Annotated in this window: 22 protein-coding genes; 5 read left to right on the forward strand and 17 right to left on the reverse strand. The window is 73.7% G+C overall.

Annotation, left to right across the window (positions count from 1 at the left end; genetic code table 11):
* Window positions 1–6: 6 nt before the first annotated feature.
* A complete protein-coding gene (locus tag ACQPZP_RS38165) occupies window positions 7–1,932 on the reverse strand; it encodes a primary-amine oxidase (RefSeq protein ID WP_433474518.1) in 1,926 nt (641 codons plus the stop codon).
* A 184-nt stretch (window positions 1,933–2,116) separates the two neighbouring features.
* Here ACQPZP_RS38165 and ACQPZP_RS38170 point away from each other — a divergent pair, with 184 nt between their 5' ends.
* Window positions 2,117–3,106, forward strand: coding sequence for a LacI family DNA-binding transcriptional regulator (locus tag ACQPZP_RS38170; protein ID WP_433474519.1), 990 nt, complete (start codon window positions 2,117–2,119; stop codon window positions 3,104–3,106).
* A 20-nt stretch (window positions 3,107–3,126) separates the two neighbouring features.
* On the opposite strand, the gene ACQPZP_RS38175 is transcribed toward ACQPZP_RS38170, so the two are convergent.
* The 5 genes from ACQPZP_RS38175 to ACQPZP_RS38195 all read right to left on the reverse strand — a co-directional run bounded on the left by ACQPZP_RS38175 (window position 3,127) and on the right by ACQPZP_RS38195 (window position 8,592).
* Window positions 3,127–3,867, reverse strand: coding sequence for a DUF899 family protein (locus ACQPZP_RS38175; protein WP_433474520.1), 741 nt, complete (start codon window positions 3,865–3,867; stop codon window positions 3,127–3,129).
* Window positions 3,868–3,974: 107 nt separating this feature from the next.
* Window positions 3,975–5,189 carry an RNA polymerase sigma factor gene (locus ACQPZP_RS38180; RefSeq protein ID WP_433474521.1) on the reverse strand — a complete coding sequence of 405 codons (1,215 nt, stop codon included), beginning with the start codon at window positions 5,187–5,189 and terminating at the stop codon, window positions 3,975–3,977.
* Window positions 5,186–5,521 (reverse strand): YciI family protein, encoded by a 336-nt coding sequence (locus tag ACQPZP_RS38185; RefSeq protein WP_433474522.1) that lies wholly within the window; start codon window positions 5,519–5,521, stop codon window positions 5,186–5,188. The genes ACQPZP_RS38180 and ACQPZP_RS38185 overlap by 4 nt, the downstream gene beginning before the upstream one ends.
* A 42-nt stretch (window positions 5,522–5,563) precedes the next feature.
* Window positions 5,564–6,001 carry a GNAT family N-acetyltransferase gene (locus ACQPZP_RS38190; RefSeq protein ID WP_433474523.1) on the reverse strand — a complete coding sequence of 146 codons (438 nt, stop codon included), beginning with the start codon at window positions 5,999–6,001 and terminating at the stop codon, window positions 5,564–5,566.
* 2 nt (window positions 6,002–6,003) lie between these two features.
* A complete protein-coding gene (locus ACQPZP_RS38195) occupies window positions 6,004–8,592 on the reverse strand; it encodes a phosphoenolpyruvate carboxylase (protein WP_433479742.1) in 2,589 nt (862 codons plus the stop codon).
* A 132-nt stretch (window positions 8,593–8,724) separates the two neighbouring features.
* Between ACQPZP_RS38195 and ACQPZP_RS38200 the strand changes: the two genes are divergently transcribed.
* From ACQPZP_RS38200 to ACQPZP_RS38215, 4 genes are all read left to right on the forward strand, one after another.
* Window positions 8,725–10,317: an acyl-CoA carboxylase subunit beta gene (locus tag ACQPZP_RS38200; protein WP_433474524.1), complete on the forward strand. Its 1,593-nt coding sequence runs from the start codon at window positions 8,725–8,727 to the stop codon at window positions 10,315–10,317.
* 19 nt (window positions 10,318–10,336) lie between these two features.
* Window positions 10,337–10,588 (forward strand): acyl-CoA carboxylase subunit epsilon, encoded by a 252-nt coding sequence (locus ACQPZP_RS38205; RefSeq protein ID WP_433474525.1) that lies wholly within the window; start codon window positions 10,337–10,339, stop codon window positions 10,586–10,588.
* A 188-nt stretch (window positions 10,589–10,776) separates the two neighbouring features.
* Window positions 10,777–11,823 carry an NYN domain-containing protein gene (locus ACQPZP_RS38210; RefSeq protein ID WP_433464531.1) on the forward strand — a complete coding sequence of 349 codons (1,047 nt, stop codon included), beginning with the start codon at window positions 10,777–10,779 and terminating at the stop codon, window positions 11,821–11,823.
* A 92-nt stretch (window positions 11,824–11,915) separates the two neighbouring features.
* Complete coding sequence (locus tag ACQPZP_RS38215) at window positions 11,916–13,148, forward strand: YncE family protein (protein ID WP_433474526.1); 1,233 nt, start codon at window positions 11,916–11,918, stop codon at window positions 13,146–13,148.
* Between the two features lie 15 nt (window positions 13,149–13,163).
* On the opposite strand, the gene ACQPZP_RS38220 is transcribed toward ACQPZP_RS38215, so the two are convergent.
* From ACQPZP_RS38220 to ACQPZP_RS38270, 11 genes are all read right to left on the reverse strand, one after another.
* Window positions 13,164–16,256, reverse strand: coding sequence for a hypothetical protein (locus tag ACQPZP_RS38220; RefSeq protein WP_433474527.1), 3,093 nt, complete (start codon window positions 16,254–16,256; stop codon window positions 13,164–13,166).
* Between the two features lie 64 nt (window positions 16,257–16,320).
* The gene (locus tag ACQPZP_RS38225) at window positions 16,321–16,776 is read right to left on the reverse strand and encodes a pilus assembly protein TadG-related protein (protein WP_433474528.1); all 456 of its coding nucleotides are present in this window, start codon (window positions 16,774–16,776) and stop codon (window positions 16,321–16,323) included.
* Window positions 16,773–17,228, reverse strand: a complete 456-nt coding sequence (locus ACQPZP_RS38230; RefSeq protein ID WP_433474529.1) for a TadE family protein — start codon at window positions 17,226–17,228, stop codon at window positions 16,773–16,775. Before ACQPZP_RS38230 ends, ACQPZP_RS38225 begins: the two co-directional genes overlap by 4 nt.
* Window positions 17,225–17,686, reverse strand: coding sequence for a TadE/TadG family type IV pilus assembly protein (locus tag ACQPZP_RS38235; protein ID WP_433474530.1), 462 nt, complete (start codon window positions 17,684–17,686; stop codon window positions 17,225–17,227). The genes ACQPZP_RS38230 and ACQPZP_RS38235 overlap by 4 nt, the downstream gene beginning before the upstream one ends.
* Before the next feature lie 5 nt (window positions 17,687–17,691).
* Window positions 17,692–17,913 carry a Flp family type IVb pilin gene (locus ACQPZP_RS38240; RefSeq protein ID WP_433464537.1) on the reverse strand — a complete coding sequence of 74 codons (222 nt, stop codon included), beginning with the start codon at window positions 17,911–17,913 and terminating at the stop codon, window positions 17,692–17,694.
* 40 nt (window positions 17,914–17,953) lie between these two features.
* On the reverse strand, window positions 17,954–18,871 hold the full coding sequence (locus tag ACQPZP_RS38245) for a type II secretion system F family protein (RefSeq protein WP_433464538.1): 918 nt from the start codon (window positions 18,869–18,871) through the stop codon (window positions 17,954–17,956).
* Window positions 18,868–19,869, reverse strand: coding sequence for a type II secretion system F family protein (locus ACQPZP_RS38250; protein ID WP_433474531.1), 1,002 nt, complete (start codon window positions 19,867–19,869; stop codon window positions 18,868–18,870). Before ACQPZP_RS38250 ends, ACQPZP_RS38245 begins: the two co-directional genes overlap by 4 nt.
* 13 nt (window positions 19,870–19,882) lie before the next feature.
* Window positions 19,883–21,184 carry a CpaF family protein gene (locus ACQPZP_RS38255; protein WP_433474532.1) on the reverse strand — a complete coding sequence of 434 codons (1,302 nt, stop codon included), beginning with the start codon at window positions 21,182–21,184 and terminating at the stop codon, window positions 19,883–19,885.
* Window positions 21,185–22,144, reverse strand: a complete 960-nt coding sequence (locus ACQPZP_RS38260; protein ID WP_433474533.1) for a hypothetical protein — start codon at window positions 22,142–22,144, stop codon at window positions 21,185–21,187. It lies immediately after the preceding gene.
* Between the two features lie 2 nt (window positions 22,145–22,146).
* Complete coding sequence (locus tag ACQPZP_RS38265) at window positions 22,147–23,025, reverse strand: hypothetical protein (protein WP_433474534.1); 879 nt, start codon at window positions 23,023–23,025, stop codon at window positions 22,147–22,149.
* 233 nt (window positions 23,026–23,258) lie between these two features.
* Window positions 23,259–23,954, reverse strand: a complete 696-nt coding sequence (locus ACQPZP_RS38270) for a TetR/AcrR family transcriptional regulator (protein ID WP_433474535.1) — start codon at window positions 23,952–23,954, stop codon at window positions 23,259–23,261.
* Window positions 23,955–24,021: the final 67 nt, after the last annotated feature.

The raw sequence follows: 24,021 nt of genomic DNA on the forward strand, positions 1-24,021 counted from the left end.
CGGGGTTCAGTGGCAGTGCCCCGCGGTGCCCGGCGGAACGTCCAGGGTCGGGTTGCGATCGAAGAACCCGACGGGCTTGAGGGTGAAACCGCAGGTGTCGACGGGCATGACCGGCCAGTCCTCGGTCCGCGGGAAATGGGTCAGCCCGAAGGTGTGCCAGAGCACGATGTCCTGGCCGTCGATGTCGCGGTCGTGCGCCGTGTAGCGCGGCAGACCGTCCCCGCCCGGATGCTGGTTGACCAGGGGGCCGGCAGGATAGCGCTCCGCCTGGTCGTATCTGGTGACCCACAGGTGCCGGGTGGCGAACGCCGCCCGGCGCCGGATCGACGATCCCGGGGCGGCGAGCAGGGTCGGCTCCCCCTCGGGGTACAGCGCGTAGGCGACCGGCCGTCCGAGACGGTTGCGGCTGGACGGGTTGACGACGTGCCAGGTGCGGCCGAGGCCGCGGTCGGCGTCGCGCTGCCCGTCGCTCTCCCTGCGCAGCCGCGTGGCGGACCGCCCGAACGCGTTGCCGTGCGGGTTCCCCTCCCCCATCGGGCGGGGCCGGACGTCCACCTCTTCGACGGCGTTCTCCAGGCCGTCCACCATCATGTCCAGGCGCGCGCCGAACAGGTGCTGGTGGTAGGGGGCTGCCAGGCCAGGGGCGACCTCGGACGCGTGCGGCTCCGCCCGCTCGTCGTAGACACCGGTGAACACGATTCCGGTGGCCTTGACCTCCAGCTCGATGGTGCCGTCCAGGTACAGGTACCAGTAGAAGCCGTAGTCGTAGTTGCCGACGGTGACGAAGAAGGAGATGACGAGCCGGCGCTGCCGCCGCGTCTCCTTGGAGCCGTTGGCCGGATCGGTGTGCTTCCACAGCACGCCGAAGTCCTCCTCGTGCATGCAGATCGCGTTGCGCAGCACGACCGGCGACCCGTCGTCCCCGGCCACGGTGGCGTCCAGGTAGGTGATCTCGCCGAGGCAGTCGCAGCCGAGTTCCAGCGCGTTGGCGAGCTTCCCGAGCTGGTACTCGCCCGTGTCGAAGTAGTTCTGCCAGAACCGGACCGGGCTCGGATCGCCGTAGGCGACCAGCATCTCCGCGACCGACGCCCGGTACACGATCGGCCTGACCCGGTCGCCGTCGGCGAAGCCGATCTGGTGCAGGACGAGACCCTCGCGCATGTCGTAGCCGAGACGCAGGCTCCAGTTCTCCCAGGTGACGAGCGGGCCGTCGAGCCCGAAGCCCGGCCCTTCCGGCTGGGTGATCTCGATCGGCCGCTGCGTCGTGCGGTGCTCGGTGATCAGGTGGTAGTCGCCGGGCTCGGCGGGAACCGGCTGTGCCCCGGTGTCGACGATCTCGATCACGGACTCGTCGATCAGGTCCACGTAGGCGACCAGCCCGTCGATCGGGTGGGCCCACGGCAGGCTGTCGGGCGTGGGCCGCAGGTGCGCGAGGACACGGGCGACACGGCGCCCGTGCTCGCCGTCGAGGCCGTAGTGACCCGCGGTCAGCGCCGCCATGTAGACGGTCGATATGTCGTCGATCCCCCGGGCCTTGAGCGCCCGCGCCCATTCCGGATCGTCCGCGAGGACGCGCCGGACGAGCGCATGGTCCCCGTCCAGCAGCGGGACCTGCCCATCCTCGACCGGATCGATCGCGACGCGTGACTCGACCCGCTCCGCGGTGATCGAGACGACGGCGGTCCAGGACTCGCCGGAGGCCGGGTCGAGCAGCAGCACCCTGGCCCGCCGGTGGACCGGCTCGCCAGGCGCGAACTCCAGGACCGTCCGCTTGGGCGGTTCCTCCAGCCCCAGGTAGGCGACCCTGGCCCCGGCGAGGCCGTCCTCGGCGAGGATCCGCCCGACCGCGCGGATCTCGTCGGCGCCCAGTGGGTCGAGCGGATGCGGCCGTTCCCCGGGCCCGAGTGCCCTGCCGGACGTTTGCGCGCTCATGCGTCCTCTTCGCCGTCGTTACTCTCCGACGCCGGAACGTTCCGGCACTCATGATGCCGGAACGTTCCGGCATCTGGCCGAACCATAAGCGTGTGACGGACGCCACGACAACCCCTTCGGACCGTCCAATACGCTCCGTCACACCCGGCCGCCCCATTCCGGGGCGAGGGATAGGATCCCTGGCGTGCGCAAGGACGAGCCGGTCACCCTGCTGACGGTCGCCAGAGCGGCGGGTGTGTCGAAGACGACGGCGTCCGACGCCCTGCGCGGATCGGGGCGGGTCTCCGCCGAGACCCGCGCGATGGTCACCCGGGTGGCGGACACTCTGGGTTACGTCCCCAACGGGACCGCGCGGCACCTGCGACGGGCCAGCACGGGCACGATCGGGCTGCACGTGCCGGACGTTCTCACCCGCTCGACGTACTACATGCCGTTCGTGTTCGGCGTGGTGGAGAACGCGGCGGCCCGTGACTACGACATCACGCTGATCACCTCGGGCAGCCCGTCCCGCGTCCCCCGGGTGGACGGCCTGATCCTCGGCGACCCGCTCGCCGGCGACGCCGTCGTGGAGAAGCTCATGACGAGCGGACTGCCGACCGTCACCTGCGAGCACTTCCCGGGCGACGCCGCCGCCGACGGCGTGGTGTGGTCACGGCACTCCGACAAGCTCACCGAGATGCTCGGCCACCTCCGCGCCTCCGGCGCCGCCCATCCGGCCCTGGTCGCCGCCGGCAGCGAGAGCGAGTGGGCCGCCAGCCTCCAGCGCGGCTACCGGGAGTGGTGCGTCGGCGTGGGCGTCCCGCCCGCGGTCCGCACGGTGCCGTTCGAGGCCGCGGCCGAGGACGTCCATGCTGCCGTGGAGGACCTCCTGTCCGCCGAACCGCACCTGGACGCCCTCGTCTGCGCCCCGGCGGGCGCCGCCGCACGACTCCAGCCCGCCCTGCGCCGTACGGGCTCCCCGCTCCTGCTGGCCTCCTGCGTCGACAGCCCGGCGATGAGCCTGGCCGACCCGCCCATCACGGCGATCGACCTGCGCCCCCGCGAGGCGGGCGCGACGTGCGCGGACCTCCTGTTCGACCTGCTGGACGGCCGGGCCGCCCCGGGCACCGAGCGCATCCACCCGATAGAGCTGAACCTGCGCGCCTCGACGAGGCCGGCCAGGGCCGGGGGCTGAACCCCGGCCCCGGTCGGGGTTCAGCCGCCGGTGCCGAGGTCGTCGGAACGGCCGGCCTCCAGGCGGGACAGTTGCGAGGTGGGGCGCCCGCCGGTGCGGAAGAACCCGGCGTTGACCGACCCGTCCCGCGGCCAGCCGGCCGGCGAGTCCTCCCAGGTCTCCTGCCGTCCGTACACGGTCATGTCCATCAGCGCGTAGCTGATGTCCATGGCCTCGACGCCGCGGCCGTTCGTCCAGTAGGTCTCGAACACCCGGTCGCCGTCCCGCAGGTAGCACACCAGGTGGAACATGCCGACCCGGCGCCCGGCAAGCAGCGCTTCAGCGGAGTCCTGGACGGAGTACCAGGGGACGTCCCAGCCCATGAAGTCGCGGTAGCGGACGCTCTCCTCGTACGGGCCCTGGCAGAACGTCGCGTAGGTGATTCCGGCGGCGTGCAGGTAGGACAGCTCCCGGACCTGCCCGTTGTAGTACGTGCAGCCTTCGCACTGCTCGGCGGCGGGGCGGCCGTCGAACCACATCATGTAGTAGGCGATCAGCTGCCGGCGGCCCTCGAACGCGTCCAGCAGCGTGACCGGCCCGTTCGGGCCGGTCAGCGGCGTCGTGGCGTCCACCTCCACCATCGGCAGCCGCCGGCGGGCCGCCGCGATCGCGTCGCCCGCGCGGGTGTGCGCCTTCTCCCGCACCCGAAGCGCGTCCAGCTCGGCCTGCCAGGCGGCCCGGTCGACCACTTCGGGCATCGGGAGTTTCGTATCGGTGCTCATGGGACCTTCCCTTCCTCTCGGTGGACCTTCACCCCACCGACGAAGGGCATCCGTCCGGGATCGACATCGCCGGGCAAAACTTCGGCGCCGGGCGATCCGCGGGAGGATCAGAGTTCGCGGAGGCGGCCGGCCAGGTATCGGCGCTCGGCCTCGGTCGGCGCCAGTTTCAGCGCCTCCTCGTACGCCGCCTTGGCCTCGGCGGCCCGGCCGTCCCGGCGGAGCAGGTCGGCCCGGGTCGCGGGCAGGAGGTGATACCCGGCGAGCCGCCCGGACGCCGCGATCTCGTCGACCAGGGCCAGGCCGGCCGGAACTCCGTCCGCCATCGCGACCGCCACGGCCCGGTTGAGGTCCACGACCGGGGACGGCGCCAGCCGCCCCAGCTCGGCGTACAGGATCGCGATCTGCGGCCAGTCCGTGCTCGCGGCGTCGGGCGCGGTGGCATGGCAGGCGGCGATGGCGGCCTGCACCTGGTAGGGCCCGGCGCTCCGCGCGGCCAGTGCCCGGTCGAGCGCCGCCACGCCCTCGGCGATCAGGGCCCGGTCCCATCGCGAGCGGTCCTGGTTCTCCAGCGTGACCAGCACACCGCCTTCCGTGCGGGTGGCGCGCCGGGCCTCGTGCAGGAGCATCAGCGCGAGCAGTCCGCGCGGCTCGGGCTCGGCCGGCATCAGCCGGACGAGGACGCGGGCCAGGCGGATGGCCTCGGCCGTCAGCGCCCGGTCCGGGTCCTCCTCGTCGTAGCCCTGGTTGAAGACCAGGTAGAGCACCGCGAGAACGGCCGCGAGCCGCGACGGGAGCAGTTCGGCGGGCGGGACCCGGTACGGGATGCCGGCCTCCTGGATCTTGCGCTTCGCCCGGACCAGGCGCTGCGCCATGGCGGGCTCGGCGGTCAGGAAGGCCCTGGCGATCTCGGCCGTGCTCAGACCGGCCAGCGTGCGCAGGGTGAGCGCGACCCGGGCCGGGAACGGCAGCGCCGGATGGCAGCAGGTGAAGATCAGCCGCAGCCGCTCGTCCGGGATGTCCTCCTCGGGCGGCTCGTCGCGGTCCGGCACGGCGAGCCGGCGCAGCTTGGCCGCGCCCGCGGCGTCGCGGCGCAGCCGGTCGATCGCGCGGTTGCGGGCCGCCGCGGTGAGCCAGGCGCCCGGACGGCGCGGAACACCGTCGCGCGGCCAGGTCGTGAGGGCGGCGGTGAACGCGTCCTGAGCGCAGTCCTCGGCCAGGTCCCAGTCCCCCGTCATTCCGATCAGGGTCGCGACCACCTGGCCCCACTCGTCCCGGTACGCCGCGTCGGCCGCCGCCCGCACGCGGTCGTCGGGCCCGGTCATTCCCAGAGGGGACGGACCTCGACGCCGCCCCAGCGCGCGTAGGGGTGACCCGCGGCGATCTGGATCGCCTCGTCCAGGTTCCCGCACTCGACGATCACGAAGCCGCCGACGACGTCCTTCGTCTCGGCGAACGGCCCGTCCGAGACGAGGGTCTCGCCGTCCCGGACCCGGACCGTGGTCGCGTCCACCACCGGCCGCAACCGCGCGCCGAACAGCTTGGCGCCCCGGCGCTCCAGACCCTCCACCCAGGCCTGATGCACCGGATCGGCCGCGAGCTCCTCATTGGACGGCGAAACCGACTCGTCATCGCAGATCAGCAGCGCATACTTCACGCACCCGATTCTGCCCGACCGGATCCCTCGCAGACCTCCGTCCTACGCGAGGTCCTTCGCCATGTGGACGACGTAGCGGCCGCCTATGTCCTCGCGGGACGTCTCCCGGTAGCCGAGGCGCTCGTAGAGGGCGATGTTCGTGGTCATCAGCTCGTTCGTGTAGAGGCGCATGCGGGGCAAAGTGAGCGTGCGGGCGTGTTGCTCGGCGAAGGACAGGAGGGCGCGGCCGATGCCCTGGCCATGGCGGTCGGGGGCGACGGCCACGTTTTCGATCAGGAGCGTGCCGTCCTCGGGGATGAGGACGATCAGGCCGTCCGGACCGTCGCCGGTCACGAAGACCTGACCGGCGCCGATCTGGGCCCCGTAGTCGGCATCCATGGGGATGGGGCGGGCGCCGATGAGCTCGGCCCACGGGGTGTAGGCAGCCTCCACGATCGTCTCGATGCGCGGACGATCGGCTTGCGTGGCGGGTCTGATCATCGTCAGCCCGTGTTCTGGAGGCCGGCGGCGACGCCGTTGACGGACAGGAGGAGCAGGGACTCCAGGTGGGCTCGTTCCTCCTCGCTCTCCACGCCCGCGCGCAGGGCCTTCAGGGCGCGGAGCTGGAGGTGGGAGAGGGCGTCGACGTAGGGGTTGCGGAGTTCGACGGCCCGGGAGAGGACGCGGCGGTTCTCCAGGAGGCGCTCGTGGCCGGTGACCGTGAGGACGAGGCGGCGGGTGCGGTCGTACTCGGCCAGAACGGTTTCGGAGAGGTCGGGGCGCTCGCCGAGGGCCAGGTAGCGCTCGGCGATCGCGCGGTCGGACTTGGCGAGGCTCATCTCGGCGTTGTCCAGGAGGGTGTTGAACAGCGGCCACGCCTCGTAGGCCTCGCGGAGTTCGGAGACGTCCCGGCCGTCGTCGGAGACGGCGGCCAGGCCGCTGCCGAGGCCGTACCACCCGGGGAGGTTGACGCGGGTCTGCGTCCAGGCGAACACCCACGGGATGGCGCGCAGGTCCTCCAGGCCGCGCGCGGCCTTGCGGCGGGCCGGGCGGGAGCCGATGCGCAGCTGGGAGATCTCCTCCAGCGGGCTGACGCGGGCGAACCAGACCGCGAAGTCCTCGGTCTCGATGAGGCTCCGGAAGGCCGCCTTGGCCGCTTCGCTGATCTTGTCCGCGAGGGGACGGAAGCGGGCGGCGGCCTCGCGGGCGCGGTCCTGGACGGCGTCCGTCGAGGCCAGCAGGACGGCGCTGGTCACCTGCTCGACGTGCCGCTTGGCGATCTCGGTGTGCCCGTAGCGGGCGAAGATGACCTCGCCCTGCTCGGTGACCTTGAAGCGGCCCGCGACCGAACCCGGCGCCTGGGCCAGGATCGCCCGGTTGGCGGGACCGCCGCCGCGGCCGAGGGAGCCGCCGCGGCCGTGGAACAGGGTCAGCCTGATGTCGTGCCGGGCCGCCCACGCGGCCAGCACCTCCTGCGTGTCGTAGAGGCGGAGGGTCGCGCTGGCCGGGCCGAGCTGCTTGGCGGAGTCGGAGTAGCCGAGCATGACCTCCAGGCGGCGGCCGGTGTCGTCCAGCCGGCGCCGGACGGCCGGGATCTCCAGCATCCCGTCGAGCACCGCCGGGGCGCGCTCCAGGTCCTCGCCGGTCTCGAACAGCGGGATCACGTCCAGGACCGGCGCGCCGTCGCCGAGGGACGCGGCGAGCGCGTGCACGTTGGCGATGTCGCCGGCGGAGCGGGTGAACGACACGATGTAGCGGTGGCAGGCCCGGACGCCGAACCGCCGCTGGATCCACGCGACGACCCGGAGGGTTTCGAGGATCTCCTCTGTCATCTCCGACAGCGGGCCGCCCGCCTCGACCTCCGCCAGGGCCTTCTCGTGCAGTTCGGAGTGCTGGCGGATCTCCAGCTCCGCAAGGTGGAAGCCGAACGTCTCGACCTGCCAGACGAGCTGCTGGACGCGTCCGTACGCCTGCCGGGCGGCGCCCGCTCCGGCGAGGGAGTCCTGGACGGCGCGCAGGTCGGCGAGCAGTTCGTCCGGGGAGGCGTAGGCGAGGTCGGCGTCGCGTTCCCGGGTCGCGGCGATGCGGAGCGCCGCGTACAGCAGGAACTGCCGGTGCGTCTCACCGGGTGACCGCTTGGTCATCTCGGCGAGCCGGGGCGGATGCGCGGTGCGCGCGGCGGCGAGCGCGTTCAGCAGGTCCTTCGACGCGGGCGTGGTCGACTCGTGGACGGTCAGCTCCCGGCCGATCCGGGCGCACGCGTTCTCCAGGGCACGCAGGACGTGGTCGGCCTGGATCATGACGGCGTCCCGCGTGACCTGCGCGGTGACGTAGGGGTTGCCGTCGCGGTCGCCGCCGATCCAGCTGCCGAAACGCAGGTAGGGGCGGGCCTTCGGCGGGCGGGTACCGGTGCCGTCGCCGTCGAGGGCGCGGTCCAGGGCCCGGTAGATGTGCGGGACGACCCGGAAGATCGTCTCGTCGAAGGCGGCCATCGCGGTGCGGACCTCGTCCAGCGGGTCCATCTGGGTGCCCCGGCGCAGCGCCGTCCGCCACAGCAGGTCGATCTCCTCGCGCAGGCTGCGCTCGATCTCCTCCCGCTCGCTCCCGCCCGGGCCCTCGTTCAGCCGGGTCAGCAGGTCGCTGATCCGCTGGATCGCGGTGACGACCGCGCGGCGCCGGGCCTCGGTCGGGTGCGCGGTGAAGACGGGCCGGAACTCCAGGCCGTCGATGACCCCGTCCAGCCTGCCGTCGCCGACCGCGCGGATCTCCTCGACGGCCGCCGCGACCGACCCGGCGACGGCGCCGCCGGTGTCGCGTTCCCGCAGCGTCCGGATGCGGTGGTGCTCCTCCGCGAGGTTCGTCAGGTGGAAGTACACGGTGAACGCGCGGGCGACCTGGCCGGCACGTTCCAGCGTCCAGCCGTCGGCGAGGGCGGCGACCTCCTCGATGCCGGCCTCGCCGCGGCGCGCCGCGATCACCGCGTGGCGGAGCCGTTCGACGTCGTCCAGCAGCCCTTTCCCGCCGTACTCCACGAGGGAGTCTCCGAGCATCGCGCCCAGCAGCCGCACGTCGCGGCGCAGCGGTTCGGGCATGTCCTGCCGAAAGGAGTCACGCGTCTTCGTAGCCACCCGCACAAGCCTAACGAGCCGGATTTCGCGCCGTTCATCCCGGTCAGCGGGCCCCGCGCGCACCCGCCGGATCAGCGTCCGGTTACCCTGGCCCGCATGGCGATGGAAGCCCCTGAACCCCCCGCCGGCTACGACGTCCACACCACGGCCGGGAAGATCGCGGACCTGGAGCGGCGCCGGTACGAGGCGGTGCACGCCGGTTCGGCGCGCGCCGTGGAGAAGCAGCACGCCAAGGGCAAGATGACGGCCCGGGAGCGGATCGACGCGCTGCTCGACCCCGGCTCGTTCGTCGAGTTCGACGAGATGGCGCGGCACCGCTCCACCAACTTCGGGATGGAGAGGAACCGCCCCTACGGCGACGGCGTCGTCACCGGGTACGGCACGGTGGACGGCCGCCCGGTCGCGGTCTTCAGCCAGGACTTCACCGTCTCCGGCGGCTCCCTCGGCGAGGTCTTCGGCGAGAAGATCTGCAAGGTCATGGACCACGCGGTCAAGACCGGCTGCCCGGTGATCGGGATCAACGACTCCGGCGGCGCGCGGATCCAGGAGGGCGTGGTCGCGCTCGGCCTGTACGCGGAGATCTTCAAGCGGAACGTGCACGCCTCCGGCGTGATCCCGCAGATCTCGCTGGTCATGGGGCCCTGCGCGGGCGGCGCCGTGTACTCCCCGGCGATCACCGACTTCATCGTCATGGTCGACCAGACGTCCCACATGTTCATCACCGGGCCGGACGTGATCAAGACGGTCACCGGCGAAGAGGTGACGATGGAGGAGCTGGGCGGGGCGCACTCGCACAACTCCAGGTCGGGCGTCGCGCACTACCAGGGGTCGGACGAGGACGACGCGATCGAGTACGTCAAGGCGCTGCTGTCGTACCTGCCGTCGAACAACCTCTCCGACGCGCCCGCGTTCGACGTCCCCGTGGACGTGACCGAGGCGGACGAAGAGCTCGACACCCTCATCCCCGACTCGCCGAACCAGCCGTACGACATGCACACCGCCATCGAGCACGTGCTGGACGACGGCGAGTTCCTGGAGGTCCAGGCGCAGTTCGCGCCGAACATCATCGTCGGCTTCGGCCGGGTCGAGGGGCACTCGGTCGGCATCGTCGCGAACCAGCCGATGCAGTTCGCCGGCACGCTCGACATCGACGCGTCCGAGAAGGCCGCCCGCTTCGTCCGGACGTGCGACGCGTTCAACGTCCCGGTGCTGACGTTCGTGGACGTCCCCGGCTTCCTCCCCGGCACCGACCAGGAGTGGAACGGGATCATCCGGCGCGGCGCGAAGCTGCTGTACGCCTACGCCGAGGCGACCGTCCCGCTCGTCACGGTCATCACCCGGAAGGCCTACGGCGGCGCGTACGACGTCATGGGGTCCAAGCACCTCGGCGCCGACATCAACCTGGCGTGGCCGACCGCGCAGATCGCGGTGATGGGCGCGCAGGGCGCGGTCAACATCCTGTACCGGCGCGAGCTGGCCGCCGCCGGCGACCCGGACGCCCGCCGCGCCGAGCTGATCACCGAGTACGAGGACACGCTCGCCAACCCCTACATCGCGGCGGAGCGCGGCTACATCGACAACGTGATCAAACCGTCCGAGACGCGCGGGCAGGTCGTGCGGGCGCTCCGGGCGCTCCGGGACAAGCGCAAGACGCTGCCGCCGAAGAAGCACGGGAACATCCCGCTGTGACCGCCTTCCGGGAGGCTTCGTGACCGCCGACAGCACGCCGTTCCTCCAGGTCGTCCGCGGCGAACCGGGCCCGGAGGAGATCGCGGCGCTCGTCGCCGTGCTGACCGCCCGCGCCCGCGCGGCCGCCGCGGCCCGGGACGGCGCGGGCCGCGGCGGCCCGGCGAGGCCGTCCCGCTGGGCCGACCGGTCCCGGCTCGTCCGCGGCACGTTCGCGGGCGAGATCGCGCCGCGCGGCCCGGGCGCATGGCGCGCCAGCGGCCTGCCCCGCTGACCCGACGACTGAGCGCCAGCGAAGGAGCGGCTCAGCGGCTCTTGCCGGGGGGTTGGGGGGTCGCCCCCCAGATGGGCGCTGACTCGGCGCGCTGACCCTGTCGTGCGAGGTCGGCCGGGCCGCTCGAAGCGACATGTAACCGTGGTTCGCGCCCAGCGGAGGGCTCCGCACGAATAAGGTGGAAGGCCATGGCCACCTCGGAGTACGTCCCACAGCCCGCGCGATACGCGATCTTCGTCGACGCGGGGTACCTCTACGCGGCCTCCGGGGCCCTGCTGCTCGGCTGCGGCTCCCGCCGGGAGTACCGGGTCGCCGCGGAGAAGCTGATCAAGGCGCTGACCGACCACGCCGACGAGCAGCGGCGCGGCGAGCTGCTCCGGGTGTACTGGTTCGACGCGGCGCCGAAGCGGCAGCCGACCGTCGACCAGCGCGTCATCGCCAACCTTCCGCTGGTCAAGCTGCGCCTCGGGAACCTGAACGCGCAGGGCCAGCAGAAGGGCGTGGACGCCCAGCTCCGCGCCGACCTGGAGGCCCTGGCCCGGCATCGCGCGATCACCGACGCGGTGCTGCTGGCCGGCGACGAGGACATGCTGCCCGCCGTGGAGGCCGCGCAGCGCTACGGCGTCCGCGTGCACCTGTGGGGCGTCGAGCCGACGCACGGCTCCAACCAGGCCGAATGGCTGGTGTGGGAGTCCGACACGGTCGAGGTGCTGCCCGCCGAGTTCCTGCGCCCGTACTTCACCAAGGCCAAGGTGCTGCCGGTGCCGGGCGCCGCCGCCGCGGTACGGGACGCCGCGGCCGCCGCGCACCGGACGAGCCCCGTCCCGTCCCCGTCCCAGGTCTTCGCGGGGCGGCCCCCGGTCAAGCCGGCGCCCGCCGCCGCCCGCACGGCCGTCCCGGTGCCCGGCGCCGTGACGCCCGCCACGGTGGCCGCGTCGATGAACTCCACCGCGTCGCCGTCCGACGGCAAGCTCGGGCCCGACCGCGACCACATGCTGGAGATCGGCGAGCACGTGGCCCAGAAGTGGATCTTCGAGCGGGGCCGGGACAACATCCGCGACCTGCTGCCCGGCCCGATCCTGCCGCCCGTCATCGACAAGGAACTGCTGATCGAGGCGGAGAAGGAGCTCGGCGGCTCCCTGCGCCCCTACCAGGAGGCCCGCACCTGGCTGCGGGACGGCTTCTGGGAGCGCGTCTACCGCGAGTTCGGCATCGGCATCGGCAAATCCGACTGATTCGGCGGGCCGCAGTGAATACGTTTCGCAATTAGCCGGACACTGCGCGTCGTCACTCGGTAACGTCCCCGCCGTGATGGGGGAGGCCGTGCATGGGACCTCATGGAGGACGATCACGGGCCGCCGCGCTTCCGCTCGCCGCGGCCCTCGCGCTGACCGGCGGCGTGCTGGCCGGGTGCGAGTCGCCCGTCCCGTTCTACCGGCCCGGGGAAGGCTCCCCGGACGACCCGGTGGTCGGGCTCGGCGGCCCCGCGCCCTACCTGCGGGCCCGCCCGGACGGGACGGCCGCCGGCGACGCCGCCCCGGAGGCCGGGCCGCCCGGCGGCGGGGTGCCCCTCGCGCCCGCGGGCGGCCCCGTCTACGCCGCCACCGGGCCGGGCATGATCGCGCCGAACGCGCGCGGCATGCCGGCCCGCCTCTACGTCGCGAACGGCCGGACCATCGACGTCGTCGACCCCGGCACCCTCCGGGTCACCGGCCGGTTCCACCCGGGCGCGGCGGCGGCCCGGATCGTGCCGTCCTGGGATCTGCGGCGGCTGTGGGTGACCGACCCCGCGCACGGGACGCTCGTCCCGGTCGGCCCGCACGGCGGGAGGCGCGGGCGCCCCGTCCGGGTCACCGCGCCCGCCGGGCTGTACTTCACGCCTGACGGGCAGGACGCGCTGGTCCTCGCGCGACGGCCGTCCCGGATCGGCGTCCGCGACCCGCGCACGATGGCGGCGAGGGCGTCGATTCCGATGCCGTGCCCGGCCGGCCACGCGGACTTCTCCCTCGACGGGGCGACGCTGGTGGCGACGTGCACCGCGGCCGGTGTGCTCGCCCGCGTCGACCTGGCGAACCGCCGCGTCACCGGGACGATCCGGCTGCCGGAGGGGGCGCGGCCCGGCGACCTGCGGCTGTCGCCCGACGGCAGCGCCTTCTACGTGGCGGACGCGCGTAAGGGCGGGGTGTGGTTCGTGGACGCCCGGCGGTTCGCGCTGCTGGGGTTCGTCGCGACCGCGCCGGGCGCCCGCGGCCTCGCCATCAGCCGGGACGCGCACCGGCTGTTCGTCGTCGGCGACGGCACCGTCACCGCTCTCGGGTTCCGCTCGCGGCGGGTCGCGTCCCGCTGGCCGCTGCCCGGGCGCGGCTCACCGGTGCCGGGCGGGGTGTCGTCGGACGGGACGGCGCTGTGGCTCGCCGACCCCGCCGGGCTCGTCTACGCCGTCTCCACGCGCACGGGCCGCGTCCTGCACAAGGTCGACGTCGGCGGCCGTCCGGTGGACCTGTGCGTCCACCCGCAGCCGGGCCGCTACTCGCTGGGCGGCACCGGCCTGTACCGCTGACGCCGGCGATGACCGCTAGTGCGAGCCGACGCGGTGCCAGTCGGGGAGCAGTTCCTCGACCAGCGCCTCGGTCTCGGGCTGGAGGCGGTCGAACAGCGGGTCCCGTCCGACGCGGGCGCGCAACTCGTCCACGACCACCTGTACCTGCGCGACGTCGCCGGACGCGTGGGTCGCGCGGAGCAGGTCGCGCCAGAGGCCCTCGTCCTCGGCCGCGAGCCGCAGCCCGGCGCGGGCCGCGCTCACCGCGCCGCGGGCGTCGGCCTCCTCCAGCCGCAGCACGACGAGGCGGTGCGCGACGTCGATGACCCGCGCGGGCGCCTCGTACTCCAGGTCGTGGTCGGCGAGCCAGGCGTACCGGCCGCGCGGCCGGTCGGCGAGGAGCGGGCCGCGGACGAGGTCCAGCGCGTACGCCATATAGGCGGTCTCGGACCCGGGCTCGGCCGCCGACCGCCACACCAGCCAGCGGAACACGTTCAGGTCGACGCGCACCTCGGAGCCGAGCCGGATCCGGCCGCGATCGTCGTAGTACAGGTTGGGACGGCCCCGCGCGTCCCGGCCGAGCCAGTCCGACACGCGGGCCACGCACGCGTCGCGGACCCCGGCGCTCACCCCGCGCGGCCAGATCGCGCCGGACAGCACCGTCGGGTGGACGCCCTCCGGATGCGCGGCGAGGTACACCAGCACCTCGGTGCACAGTTCCCGGCGGCTCTCGTCCATCGGCCCGGGCGCGTCGACCTCGATCGGGCCGAGCAGCCGGACGTCCACCGACGACTCCTCCGCGCCGGGCGGTTCCGCGCCGCCGGTGAGGCCGGGGAGTTCGACGGACTCGACCCGGCCGGCCGTCCGGAACAGCTCGAACACGCCCCGATAGTCGTCGTCTTGGACGAGCTGCGCGTCGACGTCGAAGCCGAGCACCCCGGCCTGGAGGCGCGCGGCGTCGTCGACGTCCCACGTCCAGGTGGCGCCCTGCACGTCGCCGGGGACGAGGTAGCCGGCGGCCATCCGGGTGCCGGTGCGGGCGAGCGCGACGAGCCGGTCCGCCTCCGCCTCGGCGGGCCGGTCCGCCATGATCAGGTAGTGCGGCATCCACGCCTCGCCGAACACGCCGCGGCAGCGTCCGGTGAGCACGGAGTCGACGCCGGACGCGGCGAGCGCCTGCCGCACCTCCTCGCTGCGTCCCTCCAGCTCGGGCAGCGCGTCGGCGAGCGTCGGGACGGACCGGACGCGGTCCGGGGCGATCTCCGCGAGGCCCTCGCCCAGCTCCCCGTCGAACCCGACGAGCGTGATCCGCATGTGGTCCGACCAGCGGTTGGTGGCCAGCTCCAGCGCGACCGCGGACAGCACGGCCCGGCGGGTGTCCTCGGGTCCGCGCAGCTCGATCAGTCCGTGCGCCGCCTCCAGGTCGACGAGGATGCGGCCGTTGTCGTTGGTGCCGATCGACACGAGGCCCGGGTAGGGGGCGAGGACGTCCCCGAGGTCGGACGCCTCCAGGCCGGGGAGCGCGTCGCCGTGCAGCCGCCACACCTGGCCGTCGTCGAACGCCTGCCAGGGGGCGGGCGGGTTCCGGTCGGCGGGCGCGATCCACAGGTCGAGGGAGCCGCGTCCGAGGTGCACACCGTAGACGGTCGGCATGGCCCGGCCGCCCGCCGCCATGGACTTCGACATGTGCCGCAGCCCGAGGTCGAGCAGCTTCACCGCGTCATCGTCGGCGCCGACCCGCAGCGCCCGCTCCGCCTCGGCGGCCTCCCCCCGCGGCCGGACGATCATGTTGCCGAACGCGCGCCGCCACATCTGGGCGCGGCGCCGCCGGCCGAGCACGCCGAGCAGCCCGGCGGCGAGCAGCGACGCGGCCGCGAGGCCGTGCGGCCAGCCGATGTCCAGCGTGCCGCCGGTCTCCTCGTGCTGCGCGCCCTTGCCGGGGACCTCGGCGCCGCCGCTGCCGGCGTCGCCGCCCATCTCGCCGGACGGCCCGCCGTGCGCCGGCGGGTGCGCGGGCTCGGACTTCTGCGGCTCGGACTTCTGCGGCTCGGACTTCTGCGGCTCGCTCTGCCGCGGTGCGGGCGCCGGGGACGCCGCGGGCGGAGCCTGAGACGCCGGAGGCCGCGATGCCGGAGGCTGTGATGCGGGCGGCTGGGAGGCAGGCGGCTGGGAGGCAGGCGGCTGCGACGCGGACGGCTTGGGGGTGGCGGGCGGGGCCTGTGACGCAGGGGGCTGCGACGCGGGCGGCTGGGCCTCCGGCGGGGCGGGCCGCTGCGGCTTCTCCGGCTTGGCGGGCTTCTCCGGGACGGCGTGCCCGTACCGGAAGTATTCGTCGAGGTCCTTCACGGGGACGACCTGCGCGCCCTTGGCGTCCGCCGGCATCTCCAGGATCCAGCCGGGACGGATCAGGCTCGCGATCGTGAGCCGCGTCCCGTCCGGCTGGATGTGCCCCTTGTTGAGGGAGTAGATCTCCTTGTAGCGGCGCCCCTCGCCCAGGCACTTCTCGGCGATCTCCCACAGGCTCTCGTGGTGCCGGCCCTCCGGCGGATGCACCCGGTAGATCTTGGTGGTGGCCGCCTTCTCGACCGTGTTCGCGCTGAGCTCCACGGCGACCGGCTCGGCGGCGGGACCCTCCGGCGCGTCCGGGAGCCGCTGGAACTCCTGCGACTGCGGCTGCAGCTGCACGGCCGCCGGGCGCTGCGACAGCCCGCCGCCGGAGAACGCCGGCATGATCGCGGTGGTCGCGGTGAACAGCAGCATCGCCGCCACGACGAGCCGGTGCACGAGCGACTGCGTCCCGCCCGCGAGCGGCACCCGCGCGGGCACGCCGACGCCGCGGATCCCCGCGTACACCTCGACGACCACGCACACGGCGAGCTGGAGCCAGGCGAGCCACACCAGCGCGACGAGGATCGCGATCAGCGAGCCGGGCCCCACCCGGTGGGTGAGGTCGGACGCCGAGGGCAGATGGTCCGGCAGCGGTGAACCGAAGATCGTGAGCAGCGCGAACGGGACGCCGGCCATCAGCGCGGCGAGCGCGATGAGCGCGCCGATCCCCGCCAGCACGTCGCCCGCACTGCGATGCCCGTTCACCCGGACGGGCGACCTCTGCCCCTGCCGCGTCACCATCGCGCCCCTGCCGTTCGCCGGTCCCCGGACGTCGTCCTCATCGTAGATCCGTTCTCGCGGAACCTCACGGGTTGTCTCCCCCCGGGCCTCCCGTGACGGGACGGGCGGTCGCGCTGGAGGTCAGATGGAACTCGCCGAAGCCGGGGATGATCCCGAGAAGCTGCGGCCGCACGCTGATCTGCACGGTGACGGCGACCTCCTGCTCGTCGGCGTCGCACTGGGACGAGGTGACCTGGTCGCCGTAGGACGCGAGCAGGTCGCACGCCGCCGCACGGGCCCGGCCCGGATCGATGACGGGCCGGCCCGTCTCGCGCAGTTCGTCGGTGTCGATCTGGTCGGCCCCCGCCCGGGCCGCCTGCTCGGCCATGTCCGCGGCGCGCTGCCGCGCGTGGATGGCGAGGCCGCCGTCCACGAGCAGCCCGGCGAGCAGGAGGACGACCGGCGTGAACAGCACCGTGTACATCGCGATCGTGCCGCGGTCCCGCTCGCCCGCCGTGGCGCGGTCCCGTCCGGCCGTCATGGCTCGTCTCCCGGCACGTCGTCGGTCCCGCGGTAGCTGAAGGTGTCGACGGGGGCGATCGCGTGGCCCTGGAGCCGTTTGCTGCCCGGCAGCCCGATGAACGCGAGGTCACCGAGGTCGACGTCGCAGGTGATGGTCACACCGACGCGTCCGCCCGGCCCCCAGTCGGACACGTCGGTCTGCACGCTGGGGCCGCCCGAGCACCAGTCGGTCCCCCGCAGGCCGGCGGAGGCGGTGTCGGCGGCGAGGCTCTGCGCGGAGCCGGCGCTGCGCGCGATGGACGCGGCCCGTGCGGCGTCCCGCGCGGCACCGTCCACCTGGCTCTTGGCGTCCACCATCCGTCCCGCGCCGGCGAGGAACAGCAGGAACGCGATGAAGATCGGCGTGACGAGCACCATCTCCAGGGACATCGAACCGCGCTCGGCGACGGGCACGACGCCACGGACCTTCATTGGCCGGCCCCCCGCTGGCAGGACGTTCCCGCCCCCACGTCGGGGCGGAAGCACTCGATCGGCCCCTGCGAGCGCTGCGACACGTGGAACGTCATGAACGGGACGACCTGGACCGCCTCCCCACTGACCTCGACCCAGCGTTCGTCGTCGTCCTCCCCCGCCGTGACCTGGAGCCCGCTCAGCAGGTCCGGCCCGATCTCGCGGACGCTCCCGGCCGCCTTCGCGGTCGCTGCGCCCTGCCAGCCGCCGCCGACCGGGGAGGTGCGCGCGACGCGGGCGCCCGACTGCGCCGCGGCGAGCGCGACGTGCCGGGCGTGGAACACCATGGCGAACTGCACGACGACGAGCATCACCAGGATGAGGACCGGGGTGAGCAGCGCCCACTCCATCGACGAGGCTCCGGCATCGGCGCGTTCCTCCCGGCGACCCCACCGGATGCCGGGTTCGCTGGACCGCATGGCGGTCAGCCCGTGTTGATGCTGTTGGCCTTGTCCTGGATCTTCTTCTGGATCACCGCGCCGATCGTGATCGCGATCAGCGCGAGGATCGCGGTGATGATCGCCCACTCGATCGCGGACGCGCCCCGGCTGCGCTCCTCGTCGGACCGCAGCCGTGCCAGCCGGGCGCCGACCATGGCGCGCAGGTAGACGATCGCCGGGTCGTTCAGGGGATTGAGCGGATTCATCGTGAGACCTCCAGGGGGGCGAACGGGCGGGTACGGGACGTCATGAGGCGAGCACCCGCATGAGCGCCGGGTAGGCGAGGAAGATCAGGAAGCCGGCGCACAGGAACAGCTGCGCGATGAGCATCGACTGGGAGCGCTCACCGGCCTTGCCCTCCAGCTCCGACAGCTCGCGGCTGCGCATCGACGCGGCGCGGGCGGCGAGCGACTTGCGGATCTGCGCGCCGTCGTCGGAGACGAGCGCGAGCGCCCCGGCGAGGTCGCGCAGCTCGGCGATGTCGAGCTCCTCGCCGAGCCGGCCGAGGGCCTGCCAGGGCGTCTGCCCGGTGATGCGCGCGTTGGCCAGGGCGTCCTGGATGCGGTGCATGGCCCACCCCTCGCCGACGTTCGAGGCGGTCATGAGCGCCTCGGGGACGCCGCGTCCGCCGGCGAGGTTCATCGAGACGAGGTCGAGGAACGCGCCGACGACGTGCCGGAAGTCCTGCCGCCGGGACTGCGCCTCCTGCCGGAGCTGCATGTCGGGGAAGAAGAAGAACAGCGCGGCGAACAGCACGCAGATCCACGCCGGGACGGCGACGGACGAGCCGAGCCCGAGCAGCGTGAAGTAAGCGACGATCAGCGGGATGAACAGCAGCGCGGCGGCGGGCAGCAGGAACTTCGTCGCGAGGAACGCCTCCAGCGACCGCTCGGTGATCGCGAGGTCGGCGCGGACCGACCGCAGCCGCCAGCCGCGCGACTCGTAGAACCGCGCCAGCTCCCGCCCGACCCGGGCGCGCATCCCGCCGACCCGCTCCAGCGTCGGGGACATCCGCCCGGCCTGCTGTTCCTCCAGGTCGCGGCGGCGGGCGGCGTCGAGCGCGGCCATCCGCGCGGCGAGACCGGGACGCGGCGGGAACAGCGCCCGGACGAGCACGTACAGGCCGAGGCCGACGACCGCGCCCGCGATCATCGCACCGTTCACGGCGTGCTCCCCCCTCCCGCGTCCATGGTGCGGCGGCCGCGCAGCGGCAGTTCCTGCGTGCCCTTGCCCTGGTCGGCGGCGCCCTTGCCCTGCCAGCCGGCGACCGTGCTCGGCACCTCGCCGGGCACGCCGGGCTGGACGGCCTTGCGCGGCTCGCTGAGGAACCGTCCCGGCAGCTCGTACCGCGAGAGCCGGCGCAGCCACAGGAACGCGGCCCCGTAGAGCGCCACGACGACGCACAGGACGAGCTGCCCGAGGACGTCGTCGTACGGCTCGACGTAGGAGTGGTTGAACACGGCGAGGGCCAGGGCCGTCCCGACGGAGACGGCGACGACGATCCGGACGCTGCGCCGGGTGGCGCGCCGGTCGGCCTCCACGCGGCGCCGCATGTCCAGTTCGGCGCGGGCGGAGTTCGCGAGCGCGCCGAGCATGTCGCGCAGGCCGGGGCCGCGGAGCTTGGCGTTGAGGATCAGCGCGGCGATCACCAGGTCGGCGGACGGGTCGTCGATGTCGTCGGCGAACCGGCGCAGCGCCTCCGGCATCGGGACGCGGGTGTGCAGCCGGTCGACGAGGCCCCGCAGTGGCTGCTGCAGCGCGGGCGCGGCGGCGCGCTGCGAGGCGGGGATGGCCTGTTCGAGGCCGACGGCGCCGGCGATGGTGTCGCGCAGCGACTCCGTCCAGCCGGCGAGGGCCTCCAGGCGCGCCATGCCCCGGCGTTCCTCGGCGGCGCCGCCGGCGAGCCCGTTCCAGGCGAGGACGAGCGCGCCCGTCCCGGCGGCGGCGATCGGCCAGCGCGTCACGATCAGCACGAGAACACCGACGATGACGGCCACGGCGGTGCGGGTGGTGAGGGTGCGGACCAGGTCCTCGCGGCTGCGGCCCCGGGCGGGCTTCGCGCGCGGCGGCAGCCCGCGCAGTGCGACGGCCAGCAGCAGGAACCCGCCGCCCGTGACCGCGCCCATGAGGACCGCGAGGAGCATGTCCGGCGTGTACATCATCCCCTCCCTCCGGTCACCAGGCACCTCCGGCGGACGGGTCGTAACCGTGCTCCGCGAGGTCGGCGACGCACGCGATCGGCGCCGAGGGCACCGCGTAGCCGGCGTGCCCGAGCGCGAACACCTCCGACGACAGGACCCGGCCGTCCACGCCGGTGACCTCCCGGACGCTGGACACGAAGCGGCGCAGCCGCCCTCCGGAGGCGTAGTCGTTGCGCTTCTCGATGAACACGACGAAGTCGATCGCGCCCGCGATGAGCATGTGGGTCGCCTCGACGGGCAGCCGCTCCTCCGACTGGATCGCGTAGGTCGCGACGCGGTTGAACACCTCCACCGACGAGTTCGCGTGGATCGTGGACAGCGAGCCGTCGTTGCCCTGCGTCATCGCGTTCAGCATCGTGACGATCTCGTCGCCGAGGACCTCGCCGACGATCACGCGGGACGGGTTCATGCGCAGCGACCGGCGGACCAGTTCCGCCATCGAGATCGCGCCCTGCCCCTCGGAGTTCGGCAGCCGCTGCTCGAACGCGACGCAGTTCGGGTGCAGCTCGGGGAAGGCGTCCAGGCCGAGTTCGAGGGCCCGCTCGACGGTGATGAGCCGCTCGTGCGGCGGGATCTCGTTCGCGACCGCGCGCAGCAGCGTCGTCTTCCCCGCGTTCGTCGCGCCCGCGAGCATGATGTTCTTGCGGGCGAGCACGGCGGCGCGGAAGAAGTGGCCGATCTCCTGCGTGAAGGTGCCGTTGCCGACCAGGTCGGCGAGGAACACCTTGCCGAGGCGGGCGCGCCGGATCGACAGGGCGGGCCGGACGGTCACGTCCATCACGGCCGACAGCCGCGAGCCGTCCGGGAGCCGCAGGTCGAGCTGCGGGTTCGCGGTGTCGAACGGCCGCGACGACAGCCCGCTGTAGGCGGCGAGGATCTGGATCAGCTCGACCAGTTCCTCGTCGCTCTCGGCGACCGGCTCGCCCATCACCTCGCGGCCGTCGGCGTAGCCGATGAACACGCGGTCGCAGCCGTTGATGTCGATGTTCTCGATCTCGGGGTCTTCGAGCAGCGGCTGGAGCCGGCCGACGCCGAACAGCGCCGCGTGCACCCCGGCGGCGAGCGCCTCCTCCTCTTCGGCGTTCGGCGGACGGCGCCCGGAGGTGATCTCGCCGCGCGCGAACTCCTCCAGCACCTGGCCGATGAGCGCGCGGGCGAACTGCCGCTCGTCCTCACCGGACATCTGCGCCAGCCCGTTCGCGGCGTCGAGCCGGCGCTGCTGCGCCAGCCGGTCGCCGACCTCCTGGCGGAGGCGTTTGACGAGGCCGTGGTCCATCTAGCGCCTCCCCTCCTCGGTTCCGCCGCCGGCCGGGACGTGCGGCGGCCGGGCACCGGGCGGTGCGGACGCCGTTGTGGACGGCGGCGCGGACGGCGGGGGCGCCTCGGCGGGCGGTGCCGGCGGCGGGACGTCCCGCTGCCCGGCGGGCACCCCGGGAAGGCGTCCGGCGAGCTCGCCCGCGACCTCCCGCGCCGACCGGATGAGCAGCGAGCGGTCCAGCCGCCCGCCCCAGCTTCCGGACAGCAGGTCGGCGCCCTTCGGGTCGAGGGCCAGCCCGCCGAGGACGGTCACGTCCGGCGGCGGGGGCCCCTGCGCGGTGTCCAGGGCCCGGTTGCGCACGCCCGCGAGGATCCGGTCGACCTCGGCGATCGAGCCGCGGTAGTCGCGCGGGTCGGCGAGCACGAGCACCCCGACGGGCGGGCCGCCGCGCAGCTCCGACGTCAGCGCGGCGACGCGTTCACGCAGGTGGGCGACCTGTTCCAGGGTGGCGCGGGTGAGCAGCACGACCATGTCGGCCTCGCGCATCAGCTCGATCAGCGGGCTGCCCGCGCCGAGCCGCCCGCAGTCGGCGATCACGTCCACGGGGGCGAGGCCGGCGAACGCCCGGCCGAGCGGCCCCCACAGCCACGTCATCGCCTGCGCCTGCTCGGCGTTGGTGAGGCCGACGAGCACGTCGAGGCCGCCGACGAGCCGCTGGCAGTGCTCGGCGATCTGGTCGGGGCGCAGCCCGCGGCGGGCGGTCGCGGCGAGGCTGAGCAGCCCGCGGGACGGGTTGAGCATCCCGCCGTCCGCGTCGCCGTCCGCGGGGGCCGCGGCGGGCAGCCGGTACACGAGGTCGCCGCCCCCCTGGTCGCACTCCGCGACCAGCACGGGGCGCGGCCACACGGCGCCGAGCGCGACCGCCGCGGTCGTGACGCCCGGCGCCCCCTTGTCGGCCGCGAGCGCGATGAGTGCCACCGTCAGTTACCGCCCGTACCTGGGCCCGGTGTGCCGGTGCCGCCCGTGCCCTGGCCGCTGCTCGGGACGGGCTCGACGCCGCCGGTGCCGCCGTTCTGCTTGGCCGGCTTCTGCGGGGTCGCGGCCGGCACGGAGACCTTCGTCCCGTCCGGGATGAGCGCGAGCGCGACCGTTCCGGCGGAGGCCGCCTGGGTCACCTGCGCCGCGTCCGCCGGGAGGACGGCGACGTCCACGTTGGTCAGCTCGGACCGGAGCCTGGTCGGGCCGCCGGCGTCCCCGGTGCCGACGTTCAGCACGATCGCGTCCTGCGCGAGGACGGTTCCGGCGCGCGGCCCGCCGTCCGTCGTGCCGCCGACCGCGAACAGCGTGACGTGCTTGCCGCCGCTGAGCCCGCCGGCCGGCAGCTGGCCCGGTTTGAGCGCCAGCCCGACGACGAGGCGCCCCTTCGCGGGGGTGTCCAGCGGGCTGATCATGCCGTTGGTCAGCAGCGCGCCCTTCACCAGCGGGACGGCCGCGAAGTGCCGGGTCACCTTCTCCCGCTCCGACCAGCTGAGGTACTGGATCCCGGTGTCGCCGACCTGGACCTCTTCGAGGGCGCCCGGCGGGATCCGCTGCCCGGCCGCGACCGGCTGCGCGATCCGGATCGCCGACACCCGTTCGCCGCTCGCCATCACGAGATAGGCGCTGGCGAGGGCGCCGCCGAGGATCAGCAGCACCGCCAGGGCGGCGAGCGCCGGCTTCCGCTCGCGGGGGGACGCCGGGAGCCGCTGCCCCCCGGAGGTGCCGAGCCCGGACCGGCCGAGCCCCGCCGTCCCGCCGGACGAGCCCGCCGCGCCACCCCCCGGGATGGTCGACTGGTTGGACTTCATCGCGCTGCCCACGCGCTCCTTCCCGCCCTCCCGCGGACCCCGCCGCGCGGGATCTTCCACGTCACCGAGCGATCCATGCTTGCGGGGGCGGTGAGGCCACGTCAATGGATTCGGTGGAGTGAAGCCGCCCCATATCCCGGCACACCACGATGACCTGCGAATTCATCGGCCACATGACTACTTACCACCAGTCACATGCGTCACTGACCCTATCGTGGACGGTTCCGGACGCCGCCCGGGCGGGGCTACAGGCCGACGAGGCGGCCGAGGAGGATCATGGTGTGGTCGAAGTAAGCGTCCCGCTCCTCGATCACGTTGTCGAATTGCCCGAACAATTCGAAGCTGACCGTCCCGTACAAAGCGGCCCAGGCGGTGAAGGCCCTCGCTATGACGTCGTCCGGGGCGTCCATGGGGAGCAGGGCGCGGGCGCGGGCCATGTCGCCGGCGATCGAGGGCGGCGTCGGCGGGCACGGTCCCGCCGGGTCGAGCGCCCCGGCCGCGTGCGCCTCGGCGACGATCCGCGCGAGGACGATCCTGTCGCGCAAGGCGGCGGGGACGGTGTCCTGCGGCGCCTCGTAGCCGGGGACGGGCGTCCCGTACAGCAGGGCGTACTCGTGCGGATGCGCGAGCGCCCAGGCGCGGACGGCGCCGCACACGGCGAGCCATCTCCCGGCGTGGTCGTCGTTCCCTGCCTTGGCGTCGGCGCGCTCGACCGCTTCGCCGACCGCGTTGTAGCCGTCGATGATCAGCGCGGTGAGGAGGTCGTCGCGGCTGGGGAAGTAGCGGTAGATCGCCGACGAGACCATGCCCATCTCGCGGGCGACCGCGCGCAGCGACAGTCCCGCCGCGCCCTCGGTGGCCAGCTGCCGCCTCGCGATCTCGGTGATCTCCCGGGTCAGTTCCGCCCGGACCCGCTCCCGTGCCGTACGACCAGCGCTCATGCCCGGATTCTAGCAGAGCGACGCACTGAATCGAGAGCACTGCTCTTGACATTGACGCTCTCAAAGG

The sequence above is a fragment of the Spirillospora sp. CA-142024 genome, from assembly GCF_050942325.1.
Taxonomy (GTDB): domain Bacteria; phylum Actinomycetota; class Actinomycetes; order Streptosporangiales; family Streptosporangiaceae; genus Spirillospora.